Origin of the sequence: Streptomyces montanus (assembly GCF_005786655.1) — a bacterium.
GTDB lineage: Bacteria > Actinomycetota > Actinomycetes > Streptomycetales > Streptomycetaceae > Streptomyces > Streptomyces sporangiiformans.
Genome location: NZ_VBZC01000107.1, coordinates 1 through 19,973, shown reverse-complemented (window position 1 = coordinate 19,973; position 19,973 = coordinate 1). Strand labels below are relative to the sequence as shown.

The window sequence follows — 19,973 nt, the reverse complement described above, 5'->3', positions numbered from 1 at the left end:
GTCCTCAAACGCCGGACGGGCTGAAAATCAGCCCCTCCGGCGTTTGAGGAGCGGGGGTCCAGGGGGCAGAGCCCCCTGGCGGGGTCTGGGGCGGAGCCCCAGGGGACGGGAATGGGTAGGGGCGGCGGGAGCGAAAACACCACGACGCCCGCCCAGCGTCCGGTCGGGGACAAGGGGCGGGCGTCGCGTGTTCCGTACGCCTTTGTACGGGACGTCTGGTGAACCCGTCAGACCATCAGCGCGCGGTCCGTCGGGCGGATCGGAGCGGGCAGTTCGCTCGCCCCCGTGAGGAAGCTGTCGACCCCGCGGGCGGCCGAGCGGCCCTCCGCGATGGCCCAGACGATGAGGGACTGACCGCGGCCGGCGTCGCCGGCGACGTACACGCCGGGGACGTTGGTCGCGAAGTCAGCGTCGCGGGCGATGTTGCCGCGCTGGTCGAGCTCCAGGCCGAACTGCGCGACCAGACCGTTCTCCTGGTCGGTGCCCGTGAAGCCCATCGCGAGCGTGACCAGCTGGGCCGGGATCTTGCGCTCCGTACCCGGCTTCTGCGTCAGCTTGCCGTCCACGAACTCGACCTCGACGAGGTGCAGCCACTGCACGTTGCCGTCCTCGTCGCCCTCGAAGTGGGTGGTGGAGACGGAGTAGATCCGCTCGCCGCCCTCCTCGTGCGCGGAGGTGACCTTGTAGAGCATCGGGAAGGTCGGCCAGGGCTGGCCGGGGTTCCGCTCCTCGCCCGGCTGCGGCATGATCTCCAGCTGCGTGACGGACGCGGCACCCTGACGGTGGGCCGTGCCCACGCAGTCCGCGCCGGTGTCACCGCCGCCGATGACGACGACGTGCTTGCCCTCGGCGGTGATCGGGGGCGTCACGAAGTCGCCCTCCTGCACCTTGTTGGACAGCGGCAGGTACTCCATCGCGAAGTGGATGCCGTTCAGCTCACGGCCCGGCACCGGCAGGTCGCGCGAGACGGTCGCGCCCGCCGCGATGACCACGGCGTCGTACCGCTTGCGCAGATCCGTCGCCTTGAGGTCGCGGCCGATCTCGATGCCCGTACGGAAGCGGGTGCCCTCCGCGCGCATCTGCTCGATACGCCGGTTGATGTGCCGCTTCTCCATCTTGAACTCGGGGATGCCGTAGCGGAGGAGGCCTCCGATACGGTCCGCGCGCTCGTAGACGGCGACCGTGTGGCCCGCCCTGGTCAGCTGCTGGGCGGCAGCCAGGCCTGCCGGGCCCGAGCCGATGACCGCGACGGTCTTGCCGGACAGGCGCTCGGGGGCCTGCGGGGCGACGTCCCCGGTCTCCCACGCCTTGTCGATGATCGAGACCTCGACGTTCTTGATGGTCACGGCGGGCTGGTTGATGCCGAGCACGCACGCGGACTCACAAGGGGCGGGGCACAACCGCCCGGTGAACTCCGGGAAGTTGTTCGTCGCGTGCAGCCGCTCCGAGGCGGCGCCCCAGTCCTCGCGGTACGCGTAGTCGTTCCACTCGGGGATCAGGTTCCCCAGCGGGCAGCCGTTGTGGCAGAAGGGGATGCCGCAGTCCATGCAGCGCGAGGCCTGCTTGGAGATGATCGGCAGCAGCGAGCCCGGGACGTAGACCTCGTTCCAGTCCTTGACGCGCTCTTCCACCGGGCGGGTCCTGGCGACCTCGCGGCCGTGGTTCAGAAAGCCCTTGGGATCAGCCATTGGTCGCCGCCTCCATCATCTTCTCGGTGATCTCGGACTCGGAGAGTCCGGCTCGCTCGGCGGCGTCCTTGGCGGCGAGCACTGCCTTGTACGTGCTGGGGATGATCTTGCTGAAACGGTCCACGGACACGGACCACTCGGCGAGGAGCTTCTCGGCGACCGTCGAACCGGTCTCCTCCGCGTGCCGGCGCACCACGTCGTGCAGCCACTGCTTGTCGGTGTCGTCGAGCGCCTCGATGGCGCCCACGTTGCCGACGTTCACGTTGTCGCGGTTCAGGTCGATCACATACGCGATGCCGCCCGACATACCGGCCGCGAAGTTGCGGCCCGTCTCGCCGAGGATCACCGCGTGACCGCCGGTCATGTACTCGCAGCCGTGGTCGCCCACGCCCTCGGACACGACCGTCGCACCGGAGTTGCGGACGCAGAAGCGCTCGCCGGTGCGGCCGCGCAGGAACAGCTCGCCGCCGGTCGCGCCGTACGCGATGGTGTTGCCCGCGATCGTCGAGTACTCGGCGAGGTGGTCGGCGCCCCGATCCGGGCGGACGACCAGGCGCCCGCCGGACAGGCCCTTGCCGACGTAGTCGTTGGCGTCGCCCTCCAGGCGGAGCGTGACACCGCGCGGCAGGAAAGCGCCGAAGGACTGGCCCGCGGAGCCGGTGAAGGTGATGTCGATGGTGTCGTCGGGCAGGCCCGCGCCGCCGAACTTCTTCGTCACCTCGTGGCCGAGCATGGTGCCGACCGTGCGGTTGATGTTGCGGATGGCGACCTGGGCGCGCACCGGCTGGGCGTCGGTCGCGGAGTTCGCGGCCAGCGCGTCGGCGGCGAGCTTGATCAGCTCGTTGTCGAGCGCCTTCGCCAGGCCGTGGTCCTGCTCGATCAGCTGGTGGCGCACGGCGCCCTCCGGCAGCTCGGGCACGTGGAACAGCGGCTCCAGCTCCAGGCCCTGCGCCTTCCAGTGGTCGACGGCACGGGTGACGTCGAGCGCCTCGGCGTGGCCGACGGCCTCCTCGATGGAGCGGAAGCCCAGCTCGGCGAGCAGCTCGCGGACCTCTTCGGCGATGAACTCGAAGAAGTTCACGACGTACTCGGCCTTGCCGGAGAACCTCTCGCGCAGGGTCGGGTTCTGCGTGGCGATACCGACCGGGCAGGTGTCCAGGTGGCAGACGCGCATCATGACGCAGCCGGAGACGACGAGCGGCGCGGTCGCGAAACCGAACTCCTCGGCGCCGAGGAGCGCGGCGATGACGACGTCACGGCCGGTCTTCAGCTGGCCGTCGGTCTGCACGACGATGCGGTCGCGCAGCCCGTTGAGCAGGAGGGTCTGCTGGGTCTCGGCGAGGCCCAGCTCCCAGGGGCCGCCGGCGTGCTTGAGCGACGTCAGCGGCGAGGCGCCCGTACCACCGTCGTGGCCGGAGATCAGTACGACGTCCGCGTGGGCCTTGGAGACACCCGCGGCGACCGTGCCGACGCCGACCTCGGAGACCAGCTTCACGTGAATCCGCGCCTGCGGGTTCGCGTTCTTCAGGTCGTGGATCAGCTGCGCCAGGTCCTCGATGGAGTAGATGTCGTGGTGCGGCGGCGGGGAGATCAGGCCGACGCCCGGCGTCGAGTGCCGGGTCTTGGCCACCCACGGGTAGACCTTGTGGCCGGGCAGCTGGCCGCCCTCGCCGGGCTTGGCGCCCTGGGCCATCTTGATCTGGATGTCGTCCGCGTTGACCAGGTACTCGGACGTCACGCCGAAGCGGCCGGAGGCGACCTGCTTGATCGACGAACGGCGCGCCGGGTCGTACAGCCGGTCCGCGTCCTCGCCGCCCTCACCGGTGTTGGACTTGCCGCCCAGCTGGTTCATGGCGATGGCGAGCGTCTCGTGGGCTTCCTTGGAGATGGAGCCGTACGACATGGCCCCGGTGGAGAAGCGCTTGACGATCTCGGAGGCCGGCTCGACCTCGTCGATGGAGATCGGCTGACGGCCCTCGGAACCGGACTTGAAGCCGAACAGGCCGCGCAGCGTCATCAGCCGCTCGGACTGCTCGTTCACGCGGTCCGTGTACTGCTTGAAGACGTCGTAGCGGCGGGTGCGCGTGGAGTGCTGGAGGCGGAAGACCGTCTCCGGGTCGAACAGGTGCGGCTCACCCTCGCGGCGCCACTGGTACTCACCGCCTATGTCAAGGGCGCGGTGCGCGGGAGCGATACCCGATGCCGGGTACGCCTTGGCGTGGCGGGCGGCGACCTCCTTGGCGATGACGTCGATGCCGACGCCGCCGATCTTGGTCGCGGTGCCGTTGAAGTACTTCTCGACGAAGGCCTCGTCCAGGCCGACGGCCTCGAAGACCTGGGCGCCGCGGTAGGAGGCGACGGTCGAGATGCCCATCTTGGACATGACCTTCAGGACGCCCTTGCCGAGGGCGTAGATCAGGTTGCGGATGGCCTGCTCGGCCTCGATGTCCTGGAGGAACGTCCCCGCACGGACGAGGTCCTCGACGGACTCCATCGCCAGATACGGGTTGACGGCCGCGGCGCCGAAGCCGATGAGCAGGGCCACGTGGTGGACCTCGCGGACGTCGCCCGCCTCGACGAGCAGACCCACCTTGGTGCGCTGCTTGGTGCGGATCAGGTGGTGGTGGACGGCCGCGGTGAGCAGCAGCGACGGGATCGGCGCGTGCTCGGCGTCGGAGTGCCGGTCGGACAGGACGATCAGGCGGGCGCCGTTCTCGATGGCGGTGTCGGCCTCGGCGCAGATCTCCTCGAGCCGCGCCGCGAGGGCGTCGCCGCCACCGCTGACCCGGTAGAGGCCCGACAGTGTCGCGGCCGTCATGCCCGGCATGTCGCCGTCGGCGTTGATGTGGATGAGCTTGGCCAGCTCGTCGTTGTCGATCACCGGGAAGGGCAGGGTGACGCTGCGGCACGACGCGGCGGTCGGCTCCAGGAGGTTGCCCTGCGGGCCCAGCGAGGAGTGCAGCGAGGTGACCAGCTCTTCGCGGATCGCGTCCAGCGGCGGGTTGGTGACCTGCGCGAAGAGCTGGGTGAAGTAGTCGAAGAGGAGACGCGGGCGATCGGACAGCGCGGCGATCGGCGAGTCCGTGCCCATCGAGCCGATCGGCTCGGCACCGGCCTTGGCCATCGGCGCGAGGATGACGCGCAGCTCTTCCTCGGTGTACCCGAAGGTCTGCTGACGACGGGTGACCGAGGCGTGGGTGTGCACGATGTGCTCGCGCTCGGGGAGGTCGGAGAGCTCGATCTCGCCGGCCTCCAGCCACTCCTCGTACGGGTTCTCCGACGCGAGCGACTGCTTGATCTCGTCGTCCTCGATGATGCGGTGCTCGGCGGTGTCGACGAGGAACATACGGCCGGGCTGCAGGCGGCCCTTGCGGACGACCTTCGACGGGTCGATGTCGAGGACGCCGACCTCGGAGCCGAGGACGACGAGGCCGTCGTCGGTGACCCAGTAGCGGCCGGGGCGCAGACCGTTGCGGTCCAGCACGGCACCGACCTGGGTGCCGTCGGTGAACGTGACACAGGCCGGGCCGTCCCAGGGCTCCATCATCGTGGAGTGGTACTGGTAGAAGGCGCGGCGGGCCGCGTCCATGGAGTCGTGGTTCTCCCACGCCTCCGGGATCATCATCAGCACGGAGTGCGGCAGCGAGCGGCCGCCCAGGTGCAGGAGTTCGAGCACCTCGTCGAAGGTGGCCGAGTCGGAGGCCTCGGGCGTGCAGATCGGGAAGATCCGCTCCAGCTGCTCCTGCGGGCCGAACAGGTCGGAGACCAGCTGGGACTCGCGGGCGCGCATCCAGTTGCGGTTGCCCATCACCGTGTTGATCTCGCCGTTGTGCGCGACGAAGCGGTACGGGTGGGCGAGCGGCCAGCTCGGGAAGGTGTTCGTGGAGAACCGGGAGTGCACGAGCGCGATCGCGGAGGCGAAGCGGCGGTCGGACAGGTCCGGGAAGAACGGCTCCAGCTGACCGGTGGTCAGCATGCCCTTGTAGACGATGGTGCGCGCGGAGAGCGACGGGAAGTAGACACCGGCCTCGCGCTCGGCGCGCTTGCGCAGCACAAAGGCCTTGCGGTCGAGCGCGATGCCCTCGCTGACGCCGTCGGCGACGAAGACCTGACGGAAGGCGGGCATCGTCGAACGGGCGGTGGCGCCGAGGAGTTCGGGGGCGACCGGGACGTCGCGCCAGCCGAGAACGGTCAGGCCCTCCTCGTCGGCGATCGTCCCGATCCGCGAGACGGCGTCGGCCGCCCCTTCTTCGGGCAGGAAGGCGATGCCGACCGCGTAGGCACCGGCCGCGGGCAGCTCGAATTCGGCCACCGCGCGGAAGAAGGCGTCCGGGACCTGGGACAGGATGCCCGCGCCGTCACCGGAGTCGGGCTCCGAGCCGGTCGCGCCGCGGTGCTCCAGGTTGCGGAGCACGGTGAGCGCCTGCTCGACCAGCGCGTGGCTCGCCTCACCGGTGAGGGTCGCCACAAAGCCGACGCCGCAGGCGTCGCGCTCATTGCGCGGGTCGTACATACCCTGCGCGGCAGGGCGAGCATCCATGAACGACCAGTTCTGGCCATTCGTGGAGTGCTGGGACGGCTGGCGCGGCGTGCGCATCGGCTCTCCCGTCGTCGTCGTGGCATATGCAAGTGCCGAGGGACGACGTTGGCCCTCTGCTATGGGTGCAAAATTTCGTGCAGGTTACATGATGGGGCGGATCTCGGGAACCGGATACCGCGTCCCAACATGCGGGCACCGCAGCCCGCGGTGGGGGTACCGCTCGTGGCGGTGGAGTAAGGGGACCTACTGGGACAGGTCGTTGCCCGTCGGCCCGTACGCAACGGGCAACGTCGCCCACCACGCTGGGTGCGGCGCAGGCTTCATTGCCAGCGGCGCTTACGGCTCATGCCCAGTGGTCATGGAATCGAAACCGCTGAGTAACGGCTACTTATGCAGTCCCTTGCATAGAACCCTCAGCACACCCATCATACGGCCGCGCCGAACAGACTGCCCAGGGCGTACGTCACACCCGCCGCGGCCCCGCCCAGGGCGAGCTGCCGCAGTCCGCTGTACCACCAGGACCGCGCGGTCACCCGGGCCACGACCGCACCGCACGCGAAGAGCCCGAACAGCGCCACCACCACCGCGGGCCACAGCGCGGTCATGCCCAGCAGATAGGGGAGTACGGGCAGGAGGGCGCCCAGGGCGAAGGAGCCGAAGGAGGACGCGGCGGCGACGGTCGGCGAAGGCAGGTCGCCGGGGTCTATGCCCAGCTCCTCGCGCGCGTGGATCTCGAGGGCCTGCTCGGGGTCCTTGGACAGTTGCCGGGCGACCTCACGGGCGAGCGCGGGGTCGACGCCACGGGATGCGTACAGCGCGGCGAGCTCACTCTCCTCGTCCTTGGGGTGCCTGCGCAGTTCCCCGCGCTCCACGTCGAGTTCGGCCTCGACGAGTTCGCGCTGCGAGGCGACGGAGGTGTACTCGCCGGCGGCCATGGAGAAGGCGCCGGCGGCGAGGCCCGCGAGACCGGTGATGACGACGGTCCGGGTGGAGACGGACCCTCCCGCGACACCCGTCATCAGCGCCAGGTTGGAGACGAGTCCGTCCATCGCGCCGAAGACCGCCGGGCGCAGCCAACCACCGTTGACGTCCCGGTGGGTGTGGTTGTCGCGGTGCGCCACATGCAGGTTCGCTTCGGTCTCGATGACGGACATGACGGATCCCCCGGGGAGTGTGATGTGTACTGATTCCACTTTTGGACAACACCAAAAGTACGCCCGGAATTCCGGCCTCGCCAGCAAGGAAGGCCGTACTTACCTGCGCTTTTGCCCTTCGCCGCTCATCCGTGGGCAGCCCTGCACAGATGTCGACCGGGTGACGCTGAGGTGTGTGAGGCACGGGTGGGGCGCTCAGGTGGGACACATCCACAAAGGGCTCCGCGCACGCACTGAAGTCCGCCACTGACGTCGGGCACTGAGGTCCGCGCACTGAGGTCCTCGCCCCTGACAGGAGGCCAGGAGCCCTGAGAGGAGTGGCACCGCATGGCTTCCACCGCCTGCATTCCCTCGGTTCCGGCGTCCGGGGACGCCGCCGGTCTTCGTGAACGGGCGCGCGGTGCGCTGCTCGGACTCGCCGTCGGGGACGCGATGGGCGCGCCCGCCGAGAACATGAAGCCTTCGGAGATCCGCGCTCGCTGGGGCCGGATCACGGGGTACGTCGCCGAGCGCCCGTCCGGCACGGACGACACGGAGTACGCGATCTTCTCGGGGCTGCTGCTGGCCCGGCACGGTTCGGCTCTCACGGTCGCGCATGTCGAGGCGGCCTGGCACCGGTGGATCGCGGACCGGGACGAGGGGCCGTTCCGGGGCGCGGGCTTCAGCGAGCGCGGCACGCTGGAGAACCTGCGCCGGGGCCTCGCGGCGCCCATCTCCGCCCAGCACCGGCATGCGTGGAGCGACGGGCTGGCGATGCGTGCGGCACCCTTCGGGGTGTTCGCCGCGGGCCGCCCCGCCGAGGCGGCCCGCCTGGTGGCGATCGACGGTTCGGTGAGCCACGACGGCGAGGGGATCTACGGCGGCCAGGCGGTCGCGGCGGGAGTGGCGGCGGCGATGGCGGGCGCCCCCACGATCGCGGTGGTCGCCTCCGCGCTCGCGGTCGTTCCGGACGACTCCTGGACCGCGCGTTGCCTGCGCCGGGCGGTCGCCTGCGCCCACCGCGGCGAACGCGCGGTCCGCTCCGCGGTGGTCATCGGCGGCTACCCCTGGACCGACCTGGCCCCCGAGGCGGTCGCCCTGGCCTTCGGCGCGTACGCCGCCGCCGACGGCGACTTCCGCCAGTCGGTCCTCACAGCGGTGAACATGGGCCGCGACGCCGACACGACGGCGGCGGTGGCGGGCGCACTGGCCGGCGCCGCACGGGGCGCCTCCGCGATCCCCACGGCCTGGGCATCAGCCATCGGCCCGGCCCGCGGCAGCTGCCTCCCTTCGATGCGGGGGCACCACGTGCTGGACGTGGCGGACTTGCTGACCCCGGACGAGGAGGGGGCACCGTCGGGCAGGGAACAAAGGCCGACACCCGAGCCAGAGCCAGGCCCAGGCCCAGCTCCGGCCCTGACTCTGGGCCTGGGCCCGGCTTCAGCGTCAGCTGCGGCTGCGGCTCCCGCACGGGTGTCCGCTGCGGCCGCGGCGCCGGCTCCGGCATCGGCGCCGGCTCCCACCTCGGCTCGGGCTCCGGCATCTGGTGCGGCTGCATGTGTCGCTCCGACTCCGCATACGGGGCCGACTCCCACCTCGGCTCCGGCTCCGGCTCCGGCCCTGACTCTGGGTCTGGGCCTGGGGCCGGCTTCAGCGTCCGCTGCGGCTGCGGCTCCCGCACGGGTGTCGGCTGCGGCCGCAGCGCCAGCTCCGGCCTCGGCGCCGGCTCCGGCATCGGCATCGGCTCCCACCTCGGCTCGGGCTCCGGCATCTGGTGCGGCTGCATGTGTCGCTCCGACTCCGCATGCGGAGCCGACTCCCGCCTCGATGTCGGCTCCAGCTCTGGCATCGGCTCCGCATGCGGCATCGGCTCCCGCCTCAACTCCGGCCCCTGCTCCAACTCCGGCACCGGCACCGGCTGCGGCTGCCGCTCCCGCCTCGAAGTCTGCTCCAACTCCGGCACCGACACCGGCACCGGCTGCGGCTGCCGCTCGCGCCTCGGTGTCGGCTCCGGCTCCGGCATCGGCTGCGGCCGCGGGTATCGCTCCGGCTCCGCATGCGGAGCCGGCTCCCGCACCGCCCTCGACCCCAACCCCGGCTGCCGCGTCCATTGCCGCACCGACCCCGATGACGGCCTCGACTCAGCCCTCGGCTCCCGCCCCTGCCTTCAGGGCGTTCACTCGGGCCGCCGACCCTGGCCGGGGCGTGTCGGCGACCGTGGGTGACGAGGACGAGGGGCGGCCGTGACTCCCAACCCCCTGGTCGGCGCGCCCGGCGTCGGCAGTGTCGGTGACGCCGGCCAGTCCTGTCTCGCTCCGAGCGCTCCCGGCGCCCGCGGCTCCCTCACCGACGCCCCGGGCCTCGCACCCGATGCGTCCACGGCTCAGCCCCGGCGGCGTATCGAAGGTCTCCTTCTGGGGCTGGCCGCGGGTGATGCCGCCGGCTGGCCCGCCGCGCGGCATCGGGCCGCGCGGATGCCCGAGTGGACGCGGCGGCTGACGCGGGAGTTGGACACGTTCGCGGAGCAGAACGCGACCACGACGCTGCCCGTGCCGATCGCGCTCAACCAGCCGCCCGAACCGCTCAGGCTCGGACCGTCGGACGACGCCGAATGGGCGGCGTTCGCGGCGGAGGCCGTGCTGCGGGCCGCCGACGGCAGCGTGCTCGGCGATCTGAGCCGGGAGCGCCGGATGCGCGCGGCCATCGACCTCTCCTGGAACGCCCTCGCCGGCGAGGTGGCCGCGGCCGCCGACCGCGCCCCGGAGGTCGAGTCGGCCGTCCTCCCCCTGCGCGCCCGCATCTCCGTGCACGCCGGACTCGGCAACCTCGCCACCGGTCTGCGCCCGCCCGCCACCGGCCACGACAACCCCCACTACTTCGACGACGCGGCCTGCGTACGGGCCTGTGTACTCGCCGTAGCGCACGCCGGTGACCCCGAACTCGCCGCGGAGCTCGCCGAGTTCGACGCCCGCTACACCCAGGACGGCGACGGTGTGCACGGCGCCCGTGCCATGGCCGCGGCGATCGCGCTGGCGCTCACCGGCGCGGACGTCGACGCCTGCGCGACGGCCGCACTCGCCGAACTCCCCGAGTCCACGGAGATCGGCCGCAACGCCCGCCACGCGCTCCAGCTCGTCCGCGACGCGGACACCGCAGACGGTGCCTTCGGTCTCGTACCCCTCCTCGAGCATCAGATCGTCGACCACGTCTACAGCTACGGCATCGCCGCCGCCGAGACCGTCCCGGTGGCCCTCGCCCTCGCGACCGCCGCGCGCGGCCGCATCGACCAGGCCGTGCCCGCCGCCGCCTGCCTGTCCCGCGTGGCCGACTCGGCCCCCGCGCTCGTGGGCGCCCTCACCGGCGCCCTCGGCGGCGGCAGCGCCATCCCCTCCGCCTGGCGCGACGCCTGCCGCACCCTCTCCGGCTGCGCCCTCCCCCGCCTGACCGGCACGGATCTGGTGGAACTCGCCGAACTGCTCACAGCGACGGAGCCGGCCCTCCCAGAGGGATGATTCGGACATGACGCCCACCCGAACCGGAACCCTGGAAGAACGGATCATCCACAGCCTCGTCGGAGCCGCCGTCGGCGACGCGCTCGGCGGCCCCGTCGAGGGCTACACCCCCGAGCAGATCACCGAACGCCACGGCGGCCGCGTCCACGGCATCGTCGGCCCCTGGAACGGCGACGACTGGCGCACCGCCCGCCCCATCGCCCCGTACCACAAGGGCGACGGCCACGTCACCGACGACACCCTGATGACCCACGCACTGATCCGCGTGTACGCCGCGGTCCGCGACCATCTGGACGCCTACGCGATCGCCGAGCACCTGGTGCCCGATCTGATGACCACCCCCCGCTGGATCCCCGAACTGGGGGCGGAGGCCCTCCCCCTCCAGCGCGTCTTCCTCGCCGAGAAGTGGCTGGTGGCCCGCATCCACTACGGCCACATCGACCCGCGCGAGGCCGGCACCGGCAACATCGTCAACTGCGGTGCCGCGATGTACATGGCTCCGGTCGGCCTGGTCAACGCGGCCAACCCGGCAGGCGCGTACGCCGAGGCCCTCGACATCGCGGGCGCGCACCAGTCTTCGTACGGGCGCGAGGCCGCGGGCGTCTTCGCGGCGGCGGTGGCCGCGGCCTGCGCCCCGGGTGCGACCCCGGATTCGGTGGTCGGGGCCTGTCTGAGCGTGGCGAAGGACGGCACCCGTGCGGCGATCGAATCGGTCTGCGAAACGGCAACCCGCCACACGGACTTCGAGTCGGCCCTGCGCCCCCTGCGCGAGGCGGTCGCCCCGTACGACACGGTCGGCCCCGATTACCGCGCCCCGTCCCTCGGCGCCCGCCGCCCCTCCCGCGTCCACGCGATCGAGGAACTCCCCATCGCTCTCGGCATGGTGGTGGTGTCCGGCGGCGACTACCGCCACGCCGTCCTCGGCTCCGTCAACTACGGCCGGGACTGCGACTCCATCGCCACGATGTCCGGCGCCCTCGCGGGCGCCCTCGGCTCTCCGGCCCCGCGCGACTGGGCCAAGACGGTCGCGGAGTCCAGCCGACTGGACCTGGAGACTCCGGCCAGGACACTCGCGGAGGTGACCCGGGAGGTCTTCACCAAGGACGTGCGGCGGCGCCGCGCCCATGAGTCCGCGTTCGCGGAGCTCTCATGACCTCACTCCTGACGCCACTCCGCCTCACCTGGGTCCAGCCCGAGGACCTGCTGGGCCACGAACTCCGCCAGGCGGCCCAGGACGGCCGCGATCCCTCCGCGATCGCCGCCCGCTGGCGCGCCGCGGGCGGTCAGGAAGCTCCCCGTCGCGCGGGCGCCTCACACGAACCGGCGTCGCCGTACCTACGGAGGCTGGCCGGCGACCTGCTCGATGAACTCGCCGCTCTGCCCAGCAGGTTGGAGCACAGCGAGCCGACCGGCCTCGGCGAGATCCAAGCCCTGTGCCCCCATTGGCCCTCGGAACAAAGGGGTGGCGTTCGGGACGAAGTCCCTCCCACCGCACCGCTCCTCCCCCTCCCCCGCCTGCACGCCGCCTGGCTCGGCAGAGCCGCCGGCTGTCTCCTGGGCAAGCCGGTGGAAAAACTCCCGCTGACAGCGATCCGCGCCCTCGCCCGAGCCACCGGCAACTGGCCCCTGACCACCTGGTTCACAGCACAGGGCCTGCCACCCGAGCTCACGGCCGCATACCCCTGGAACCGCCGCTCGGCGACCACCTCCCTCGCCGAGAACATCAACGGCATGCCCGAGGACGACGACCTCAACTACCCCGTCCTCAACCTCCTGTTGCTCCAACGCCACGGCAAGAGCTTCACCACCACGGACGTCGCCCGACTCTGGCTGGACGAACTCCCGGCGGCCCGCACCTTCACAGCGGAACGCATCGCCTACCGCAACCTCCTGGGCGGCATCGAGCCCCCGCTCACGGCCCACCACCGCAACCCCTTCCGCGAATGGATCGGCGCCCTGATCCGCGCGGACGTACACGGCTGGACCAACCCCGGCGACCCGGCCGCGGCCGCGGCACAGGCCCACCGGGACGCCACCCTCAGCCACACGTCCAACGGCGTCTACGCGGCGATGTTCACGGCGGCCACCATCGCCGAGGCAGCCACCCGCACCAGCGACATCCACACCTGCCTGCGCACCGGCCTGTCCGTCGTCCCCCCGGACTCCCGCCTCGCCCGAGCCGTCCGCCACGCCGTCCAACTGGCCCAGGAACACCGAGGCCGGGACTTCGACGGGGTCGTGGACGAACTCCACGCCACCCACACGGCGTACCACTGGGTCCACGCCATCCCCAACACGGCCCTGCTCGCCGCCGCCCTCACCCACGCGGACGGCGACTTCACCGCGTCCATCTGCCGTGCCGTGTCCGGCGGTTGGGACACCGACTCGAACGGCGCGACGGCGGGATCCATCGCCGGACTCCTGGCGGGCCACCCGGACGCGATCGCCGACCGCTGGACGGCCCCTCTCAAGAACCGGCTCGCCACCTCCATCGGCGACTTCGACGGAATCGGCTTCGACACCCTCGCCCACCTGACCCACCAGGAGGCCTCCCACCCATGACCGCACCCCTGACCGGCCTCCGCGTCCTCGACCTGGCCACCCTCTTCGCCGGACCGCTCGCCGCCACGATGCTCGGCGACTTCGGGGCCGAGGTCATCAAGGTCGAACACCCCCGCAAGCCGGACCCCGCCCGCGGCCACGGCCCCTCCAAGGACGGCGTCGGCCTGTGGTGGAAGCTCCTCGGCCGCAACAAACGCACGATCACCCTCGACCTCTCGAAGGACGGCGGCCGCCGCACCCTCCTGCGACTCGCCGCCTCCTCCGACGTGATCATCGAGAACTTCCGCCCGGGCACGCTGGAGAAATGGGGCCTCGGCTGGGCGGAGCTGTCGGCGGCGAACCCCGGCCTGGTCCTCGCCCGGGTCACCGGCTTCGGCCAGTTCGGCCCGTACGCGCACCGGCCCGGCTTCGGCACGCTCGCCGAGGCGATGAGCGGCTTCGCGGCGATCACCGGCGAACCGGACACGCCGCCCACTCTCCCGCCGTTCGGACTGGCCGACTCGATCGCGGGCCTGGCCACGGCGTACGCGGTGATGACGGCCCTCGCGGCCCGCGACCGCACGGGCGACGGCGACGGCCACGGCCACGGCCACGGCCACGGCCAGGTGATCGACATGGCGATCATCGAGCCGATCCTCACGGTTTTGGGCCCGCAGCCGCTCTGGTACGACCAGTTGGGCCACGTCCAGCCGCGTCTGGGCAACCGTTCGCAGAACAACGCGCCCCGCAACACCTACCGCACCGCGGACGGCACCTGGGTCGCCGTGTCGACCTCGGCGCAGTCGGTCGCCGAACGCGTACTGCGCCTGGTCGGCCGCCCCGAGCTGACGACCGAGCCGTGGTTCGCCACGGGCGTGGAACGGGCCCGGCACGCGGACGAACTCGACGAGGCGGTCGGCGCGTGGATCGCCCGGCACAGCCGGTCCGAGGTCATCGACGCCTTCGAGAAGGCGGAAGCCGCGGTGGCGCCCATCCAGGACGTACGCGGGGTCATGGAGGATCCGCAGTACGCGGCCCTGGACACGATCACGACCGTCGACGACCCCGAACTCGGCCCGCTGCGCATGCAGAACGTCCTCTTCCGCCTGACCGAAACGCCCGGCGGGATCCGCTGGGCGGGCCGCCCGCACGGCGCGGACACGGACACGGTCCTCACCGAACTCGGCCTGACCGCCGCCGAGATCACCGCCCTCAGAGCGGAGGGCGCGCTGTGACCACCGAGCCCGAGCCCCTCCCCCTCACCTGGCTCTACGCCCCCGGTGACCGCCCCTCCGTGGTCGCCAAAGCCCTGCGGGCCGGAGCCGACGTGGTCATCGTCGACCTGGAGGACGCGGTCGCCCGCGAGCGCAAGGAGTACGCCCGCGCCGCCACCGCCGAACTCCTCTCCGAGCCGCCACCGCTCCCGGTCCACGTCCGCGTGAACGCCCTCGACACCCCGCAGGGCGACGCCGACCTCCGCTCCCTGCTGCCGCTCCCGGGCCTCTCGGCCCTGCGCCTGCCCAAGGTGACCTCCCCCGCCCAGATCACCCGCACCGCGGAACGAACGGCCGGTCTCCCGCTGTACGCCCTCCTGGAATCGGCTCTCGGCATCGAGCGCGCGTATGCGATCGCCACGGCCGACCCCTCGCTGCGCGGCATCGCACTGGGAGAGGCCGATCTACGGGCGGACCTCGGCGTACGCGAGGAGGCCGGCCTCGACTGGTCCCGCGCCCGTGTCGTCCTCGCCGCCCGCGCCGCGGGCCTGGCCCCGCCGGCCCAGTCCGTCTATCCGGACGTACGCGATCTCGCCGGCCTGGCCGTGTCCTGCGCCCATGGCCGCTCCCTGGGCTTCCTGGGCCGCGCGGCCATCCATCCCGATCAGCTGCCCGTCATCGAGCACGCCTATCTGCCGTCCCTGGAGGAGATCGCCTCCGCCGAGGAGATCATCAAGGCCGCCGCCACGGAGCCCGGCGCCCAGGCCCTCCCGAACGGCCGGCTCATCGACACGGCGGTGGTGGCGGCGGCGCACCGCACCCTGGCCTTGGCCCGCCGCCGCACATAGTCCCGGCACACGAAGGGGGCGCCCCAAAATCCTTGGGGCGCCCCCTTCGACGTATCAGCCGATGTTAGCCCTTCTTGGCCGACTCGGCCTCGTCCTTCGTGTCCGACGGCACGGCGTCCTCATCCGACTCGGGCTCCGCCGCGGCGTCCGTGTCCTTGCCGGAGGCCTCGGTGTCCTCGTCTTTTTCCTTGTCCTCGTCCTTGTCGGAGGCCTCGGCAACCGAGTCGTCCCCCGAACCGTCGGAGACACCCGGCTCGACGACCTCCTCGCGGCCCGGACGCCGCTTGGCCGACACCACGATGTAGATGACGGCGAGGAGGAAGACCATGATCGCGGTCCACTCGTTGAGGCGGAGCCCAAAGATGTGGTGGGCCTCGTCGACGCGCATGGACTCGATCCAGAACCGGCCCGCGCAGTACGCGGCGACGTACAGCGCGAACGCCCGCCCGTGCCCGAGCTTGAAGCGCCGGTCCGCCCAGATGACGAGCAGCGCGACGCCGATGCACCACAGCGACTCGTAGAGGAACGTCGGGTGGTACGTGCCAGGAATGCGCCCGTCCGCGGAGGAGGTGATCTTCAGCGCCCAGGGAAGATCCGTGGGCCGCCCGTACAGCTCCTGGTTGAACCAGTTGCCCCAGCGGCCCATGGCCTGCGCGAGGGCGATGCCCGGCGCGACGGCGTCGGCCCATGCGGGCAACGGGATCCCGCGCCGACGGCATCCGATCCACGCACCCAGCGCACCGAGAGCGATGGCGCCCCAGATGCCGAGGCCGCCCTCCCAGATCTTGAAGGCGTCGACCCAGTCCTGGCCCTCGCTGAAGTACAGCTGGTAGTCCGTGATGACGTGGTACAGCCGTCCGCCGACGAGGCCGAACGGGACCGCCCACACGGCGATGTCGGCCACGGTGCCGGACCGGCCCCCGCGGGCGATCCACCGCTTGTTTCCCAGCCAGACGGCCAGAAAGACACCGATGATGATGCAGAACGCATAGGCGCGCAGCGGAATAACGCCGAAGAGTTCGTACACTCCGCGCGACGGGCTGGGGATGTAGGCAAGTTCCATGGCAGGGTCGACGCTACCCTGCCGGGCGGGAAACTCGGCAACCCGCCCGGGCTACGGCTCCATAACGAGGCGCGGCTGCGCTACGCCTTGTTCGCCTCCTCGACCATCTGCTTCAGCTTCGCCGGGGTCATCGTCCGGTCCTGGTAGATGTTCTTGCCGTTCAGCAGCACCGTCGGCGTGCCCTGGAAGCCACTGCTCTGGAAGGCCTTGTTGGACTGGGCGACCCAGCTGTTGTGCGCCCCGTCCTCGACGCACTTCCTGAAGGCGTCGGTGTCGAGCCCTTCGACCTTGCCCGCCAGCTCGATCAGCTTGCCGTTGTCGGCGTAATCGTCCTTCGTCTCCACGGGCTGGTTCTCGAACAGCACGTCGTGGTACGCCGTGAACTTCCCGGCGTCCTGAGCGCACGCCGCGGCGTTGGCGGCGTGGAGCGAACCACTGCCGCCCATGTTCCCGTCGATCAGCGTGACGAGCCGGTAGTCGGCCTTCAGCTGTCCGGAATCCGTGAGCTCATGGATGGTCGGGCGGTACGCGCTCTCGAAGTTCTTGCAGGCCGGGCAGCGGAAGTCCTCCCACACGGTGAGGGTGGATTTGGCGTTCGCCTCACCCACGGGGATGACGAGGTTGTCGTCGCCGTTCGCCCCCGAGGGTGCCGTGACCGGGCCCGCCGTGTCCGTCTTGTCCTTGTCCATGTTCGCGGCCAGCACGCCGATCACCGCGGCCAGTGCCAGCACGCAGACGACGGCGGCGCCCACGATCAGCAGCCGGCGGCGCTTCTCCGCCGACCGTTGCTTCTCTCGCTCCGCCGCAAGCCGCTCGCGGGCGGTGCGCTTTCCCTCACGGTTCTTCTCGCTCACGCCCGGCAGAACGAACCGGGGAGGCGCAGCGCGCCTCCCCGATCCCAGGTCCACCCGTACGAGTGAGCGGGTTGTCGGTTACGCCCCTCGGACGCCCTGGGCGAGGTCCGCGGCGAGCGCGCGTACGGCCTCCAGAGCCGCCGCCTCGTCCGGCGCGTCCAGCATGCGCTTCACGAAGGCCGAGCCGACGATGACGCCGTCGGCGAAGCCGGCGACCTCGGCGGCCTGTTCGGCGTTGGAGACGCCGAGTCCGACGCAGACCGGCAGATCGGTGGTCGCCTTGGTGCGCCGCACCAGGTCCTGGGCCTGCGCGCCCACCGATTCACGGGTGCCGGTGACCCCCATGAGGGAGGCCGCATACACGAATCCGGATCCCGCCGCGGTGATGTCGGCGAGCCGGGCGTCCTTGCTGCTGGGCGCGACGACGAAGACGGTCGCGAGTCCGTGCTTCTCGGCGTGCTCCCTCCAGAGCGCGGACTCCTGCACGGGGAGGTCGGGCAGGATGCATCCCGCCCCGCCGGCCTCCGCCAGCTCGGCGGTGAACCGCTCGACGCCGTAGCGGTCGATCGGATTCCAGTACGTCATCACGAGCACCGGCTTCCCGGTCGCCTCGTACGCCTCGCGGACCGTGCGCATCACGTCCGCGATCTTGACCCCGCCGCGCAGGGCGATGTCGTCGGCGGTCTGGATGACCGGGCCGTCGAGGACCGGGTCGCTGTGCGGCAGCCCCACCTCGACGACGTCGGCGCCCCCGTCGAAGACGGCCTTGATGGCGTCGATCCCGCCGTCGACGGTCGGGAAACCGGCCGGGAGGTAGGCGATGAGGGCGGAACGCCCCTCGGCCTTCGCGGCGGCGAGGGTGTCGCTCAACAGCTGAATGTTGCCGCTCACTTGGCGTCCCCCTCGATCTCGGCGGTGTCGCCGTCGGCGTCCGCGGCGACGGCCGCGTCCGTGTCGTACAGGCCGAAGTACCGGGCGGCCGTGTCCATGTCCTTGTCGCCGCGCCCGGACAGGTTGACGATGATCAGCCCGTCCCTGCCCAGCTCCTTGCCCACGTCGAGGGCGCCCGCGAGCGCGTGCGCGCTCTCGATGGCCGGGATGATGCCCTCGGTCCGCGACAGCAGGCGCAGGGCCTGCATGGCCGCGTCGTCGGTGACGGCGCGGTACTCGCCGCGGCCGCTGTCCTTGAGGTAGGAGTGCTCGGGACCGATGCCCGGGTAGTCGAGGCCGGCCGAGATCGAGTACGGCTCGGTGATCTGGCCCTCCTCGTCCTGCAGGACGTAGCTCCTGGACCCGTGGAGGATGCCGGGCTCGCCTGCGGTGAGGGTGGCCGCGTGCTCACCGGTGTCGACGCCGTGGCCGGCGGGCTCGCAGCCGATGAGGCGTACGTCCGTGTCCGGGATGAAGGCGTGGAAGAGGCCGATGGCGTTCGAGCCGCCGCCGACGCAGGCGACCGCGGCGTCGGGAAGGCGCCCGGCGCGTTCGAGGATCTGCCGGCGGGCCTCGACGCCGATGACACGGTGGAAGTCACGGACCATGGCCGGGAAAGGATGCGGCCCGGCGACGGTCCCGAACAGGTAGTGGGTGTGCTCGACGTTGGCGACCCAGTCGCGGAACGCCTCGTTGATGGCGTCCTTGAGGGTGCGGGAGCCGGACTTCACGGCGATGACCTCGGCCCCGAGCATGCGCATGCGCGCGACGTTGAGGGCTTGCCGCTGGGTGTCGATCTCACCCATGTAGATGGTGCACTCGAGGCCGAAGAGGGCGCAGGCGGTGGCGGTCGCGACGCCGTGCTGACCGGCTCCGGTCTCGGCGATGACACGGGTCTTGCCCATGCGCTTGGTGAGCAGCGCCTGGCCGAGCACGTTGTTGATCTTGTGGGATCCGGTGTGGTTCAGGTCTTCCCGCTTGAGGAAGATCCGGGCGCCCCCGGCGTGTTCGGCGAAGCGCGGCACCTCGGTCAGGGAGCTGGGCCGGCCGGTGTAGTTCACGAGCAGGTCGTCCAGTTCGCGCGCGAACTCGGGATCGGACTTCGCCTTGTCGTACTCCACGGCGACCTCGTCCACGGCGGCGACGAGCGCCTCCGGGATGAACTTGCCGCCGAACGTGCCGAAGTACCCCTCGGCACTGGGAACTTGACCCTCCGGGTCGGGAATGAAGAACTCGCTGGGCATGCGGTTACCTCACAGGGGCGTGGGCCCCGGTCGCAAGTCGGATGGCGTTCACGGTGTGCGCGCGTGCGCCGTCAGAGGTGCACGTCGAGTCATGCTCACGACGGATCAGCATCGCTGTGCGGGCGCCCCGTCCAGGGCATCTCACCTGCACGCAATGAGATCGCCGCGCTGAACCGAGCGGAAACCTACCGGCGGCGGAGGCGCGCCAGGGCCTGTCCGGCGGATCAGGGTCGGACAGTCCCCGGGCGCCGAGGCCATCGCATCCCGTTGACCTGCCCCGGCTCGTCCCCGATCACGTACCGCACCCGGCGCCCGTGCACCCGCCGCGCGGGCGCCCGGCACCCTCGCGGACGGCAGCCGCGGGCGAGGCGGGCGTAGGGGTCCCGCGGCGCCAAGGGGGCCGCGG

The 19,973-nt window shown here is 71.4% G+C and carries 14 protein-coding genes; 6 read left to right on the top strand and 8 right to left on the bottom strand.

The features are described from left to right. Window positions 1-227 precede the first annotated feature (227 nt). The 3 genes from FE633_RS45140 to FE633_RS45130 form a co-directional block, all read right to left on the bottom strand. Window positions 228-1,688, bottom strand: coding sequence for a glutamate synthase subunit beta (locus tag FE633_RS45140; protein ID WP_138050963.1), 1,461 nt, complete (start codon window positions 1,686-1,688; stop codon window positions 228-230). Then, on the bottom strand, window positions 1,681-6,285 hold the full coding sequence (gltB, locus tag FE633_RS45135; RefSeq protein WP_138050962.1) for a glutamate synthase large subunit: 4,605 nt from the start codon (window positions 6,283-6,285) through the stop codon (window positions 1,681-1,683). The genes FE633_RS45140 and gltB overlap by 8 nt, the downstream gene beginning before the upstream one ends. Window positions 6,286-6,653: 368 nt before the next feature. Beyond that, window positions 6,654-7,382 carry a VIT1/CCC1 transporter family protein gene (locus tag FE633_RS45130; RefSeq protein WP_138050961.1) on the bottom strand — a complete coding sequence of 243 codons (729 nt, stop codon included), beginning with the start codon at window positions 7,380-7,382 and terminating at the stop codon, window positions 6,654-6,656. 327 nt (window positions 7,383-7,709) lie between these two features. Between FE633_RS45130 and FE633_RS49070 the strand changes: the two genes are divergently transcribed. The 6 genes from FE633_RS49070 to FE633_RS45100 are packed head-to-tail and all read left to right on the top strand — an operon-like array spanning window position 7,710 to window position 15,476. Further along, window positions 7,710-9,608: an ADP-ribosylglycohydrolase family protein gene (locus FE633_RS49070; RefSeq protein ID WP_246114133.1), complete on the top strand. Its 1,899-nt coding sequence runs from the start codon at window positions 7,710-7,712 to the stop codon at window positions 9,606-9,608. Next, window positions 9,605-10,873, top strand: coding sequence for an ADP-ribosylglycohydrolase family protein (locus FE633_RS45120; protein ID WP_246114132.1), 1,269 nt, complete (start codon window positions 9,605-9,607; stop codon window positions 10,871-10,873). The genes FE633_RS49070 and FE633_RS45120 overlap by 4 nt, the downstream gene beginning before the upstream one ends. Window positions 10,874-10,880: 7 nt before the next feature. Then, window positions 10,881-12,026 carry an ADP-ribosylglycohydrolase family protein gene (locus FE633_RS45115; RefSeq protein ID WP_138050960.1) on the top strand — a complete coding sequence of 382 codons (1,146 nt, stop codon included), beginning with the start codon at window positions 10,881-10,883 and terminating at the stop codon, window positions 12,024-12,026. Then, window positions 12,023-13,435 (top strand): ADP-ribosylglycohydrolase family protein, encoded by a 1,413-nt coding sequence (locus tag FE633_RS45110; RefSeq protein WP_138050959.1) that lies wholly within the window; start codon window positions 12,023-12,025, stop codon window positions 13,433-13,435. The genes FE633_RS45115 and FE633_RS45110 overlap by 4 nt, the downstream gene beginning before the upstream one ends. Beyond that, the gene (locus FE633_RS45105; protein WP_138050958.1) at window positions 13,432-14,649 is read left to right on the top strand and encodes a CaiB/BaiF CoA transferase family protein; all 1,218 of its coding nucleotides are present in this window, start codon (window positions 13,432-13,434) and stop codon (window positions 14,647-14,649) included. The genes FE633_RS45110 and FE633_RS45105 overlap by 4 nt, the downstream gene beginning before the upstream one ends. Next, a complete protein-coding gene (locus FE633_RS45100; protein ID WP_138050957.1) occupies window positions 14,646-15,476 on the top strand; it encodes an HpcH/HpaI aldolase/citrate lyase family protein in 831 nt (276 codons plus the stop codon). The genes FE633_RS45105 and FE633_RS45100 overlap by 4 nt, the downstream gene beginning before the upstream one ends. 64 nt (window positions 15,477-15,540) lie before the next feature. Here FE633_RS45100 and lgt read toward each other — a convergent pair whose 3' ends face one another. The 5 genes from lgt to trpM all read right to left on the bottom strand — a co-directional run bounded on the left by lgt (window position 15,541) and on the right by trpM (window position 19,962). After that, window positions 15,541-16,539: a prolipoprotein diacylglyceryl transferase gene (lgt, locus tag FE633_RS45095; protein ID WP_138050956.1), complete on the bottom strand. Its 999-nt coding sequence runs from the start codon at window positions 16,537-16,539 to the stop codon at window positions 15,541-15,543. A gap of 80 nt (window positions 16,540-16,619) precedes the next feature. Continuing rightward, window positions 16,620-17,393, bottom strand: coding sequence for a DsbA family protein (locus tag FE633_RS45090; protein ID WP_171060391.1), 774 nt, complete (start codon window positions 17,391-17,393; stop codon window positions 16,620-16,622). Between the two features lie 78 nt (window positions 17,394-17,471). After that, a complete protein-coding gene (gene trpA, locus FE633_RS45085) occupies window positions 17,472-18,284 on the bottom strand; it encodes a tryptophan synthase subunit alpha (RefSeq protein WP_138050954.1) in 813 nt (270 codons plus the stop codon). Further along, entirely contained in the window at window positions 18,281-19,567 is a 1,287-nt protein-coding gene (gene trpB / locus FE633_RS45080) for a tryptophan synthase subunit beta (protein WP_138050953.1), read from the bottom strand. The genes trpA and trpB overlap by 4 nt, the downstream gene beginning before the upstream one ends. Window positions 19,568-19,791: 224 nt before the next feature. After that, window positions 19,792-19,962: a tryptophan biosynthesis modulator TrpM gene (trpM, locus tag FE633_RS49955; RefSeq protein WP_138050964.1), complete on the bottom strand. Its 171-nt coding sequence runs from the start codon at window positions 19,960-19,962 to the stop codon at window positions 19,792-19,794. Window positions 19,963-19,973 lie beyond the last annotated feature (11 nt).

Coding starts and splice junctions, on each gene's coding strand:
- FE633_RS45140 (WP_138050963.1), bottom strand. CDS start 1,688: ATGGCTGATCCCAAGGGCTTTCTGAACCACGGCCGCGAGGTCGCCAGG.
- gltB (WP_138050962.1), bottom strand. CDS start 6,285: ATGCGCACGCCGCGCCAGCCGTCCCAGCACTCCACGAATGGCCAGAAC.
- FE633_RS45130 (WP_138050961.1), bottom strand. CDS start 7,382: ATGTCCGTCATCGAGACCGAAGCGAACCTGCATGTGGCGCACCGCGAC.
- FE633_RS49070 (WP_246114133.1), top strand. CDS start 7,710: ATGGCTTCCACCGCCTGCATTCCCTCGGTTCCGGCGTCCGGGGACGCC.
- FE633_RS45115 (WP_138050960.1), top strand. CDS start 10,881: ATGACGCCCACCCGAACCGGAACCCTGGAAGAACGGATCATCCACAGC.
- FE633_RS45110 (WP_138050959.1), top strand. CDS start 12,023: ATGACCTCACTCCTGACGCCACTCCGCCTCACCTGGGTCCAGCCCGAG.
- FE633_RS45105 (WP_138050958.1), top strand. CDS start 13,432: ATGACCGCACCCCTGACCGGCCTCCGCGTCCTCGACCTGGCCACCCTC.
- lgt (WP_138050956.1), bottom strand. CDS start 16,539: ATGGAACTTGCCTACATCCCCAGCCCGTCGCGCGGAGTGTACGAACTC.
- trpB (WP_138050953.1), bottom strand. CDS start 19,567: ATGCCCAGCGAGTTCTTCATTCCCGACCCGGAGGGTCAAGTTCCCAGT.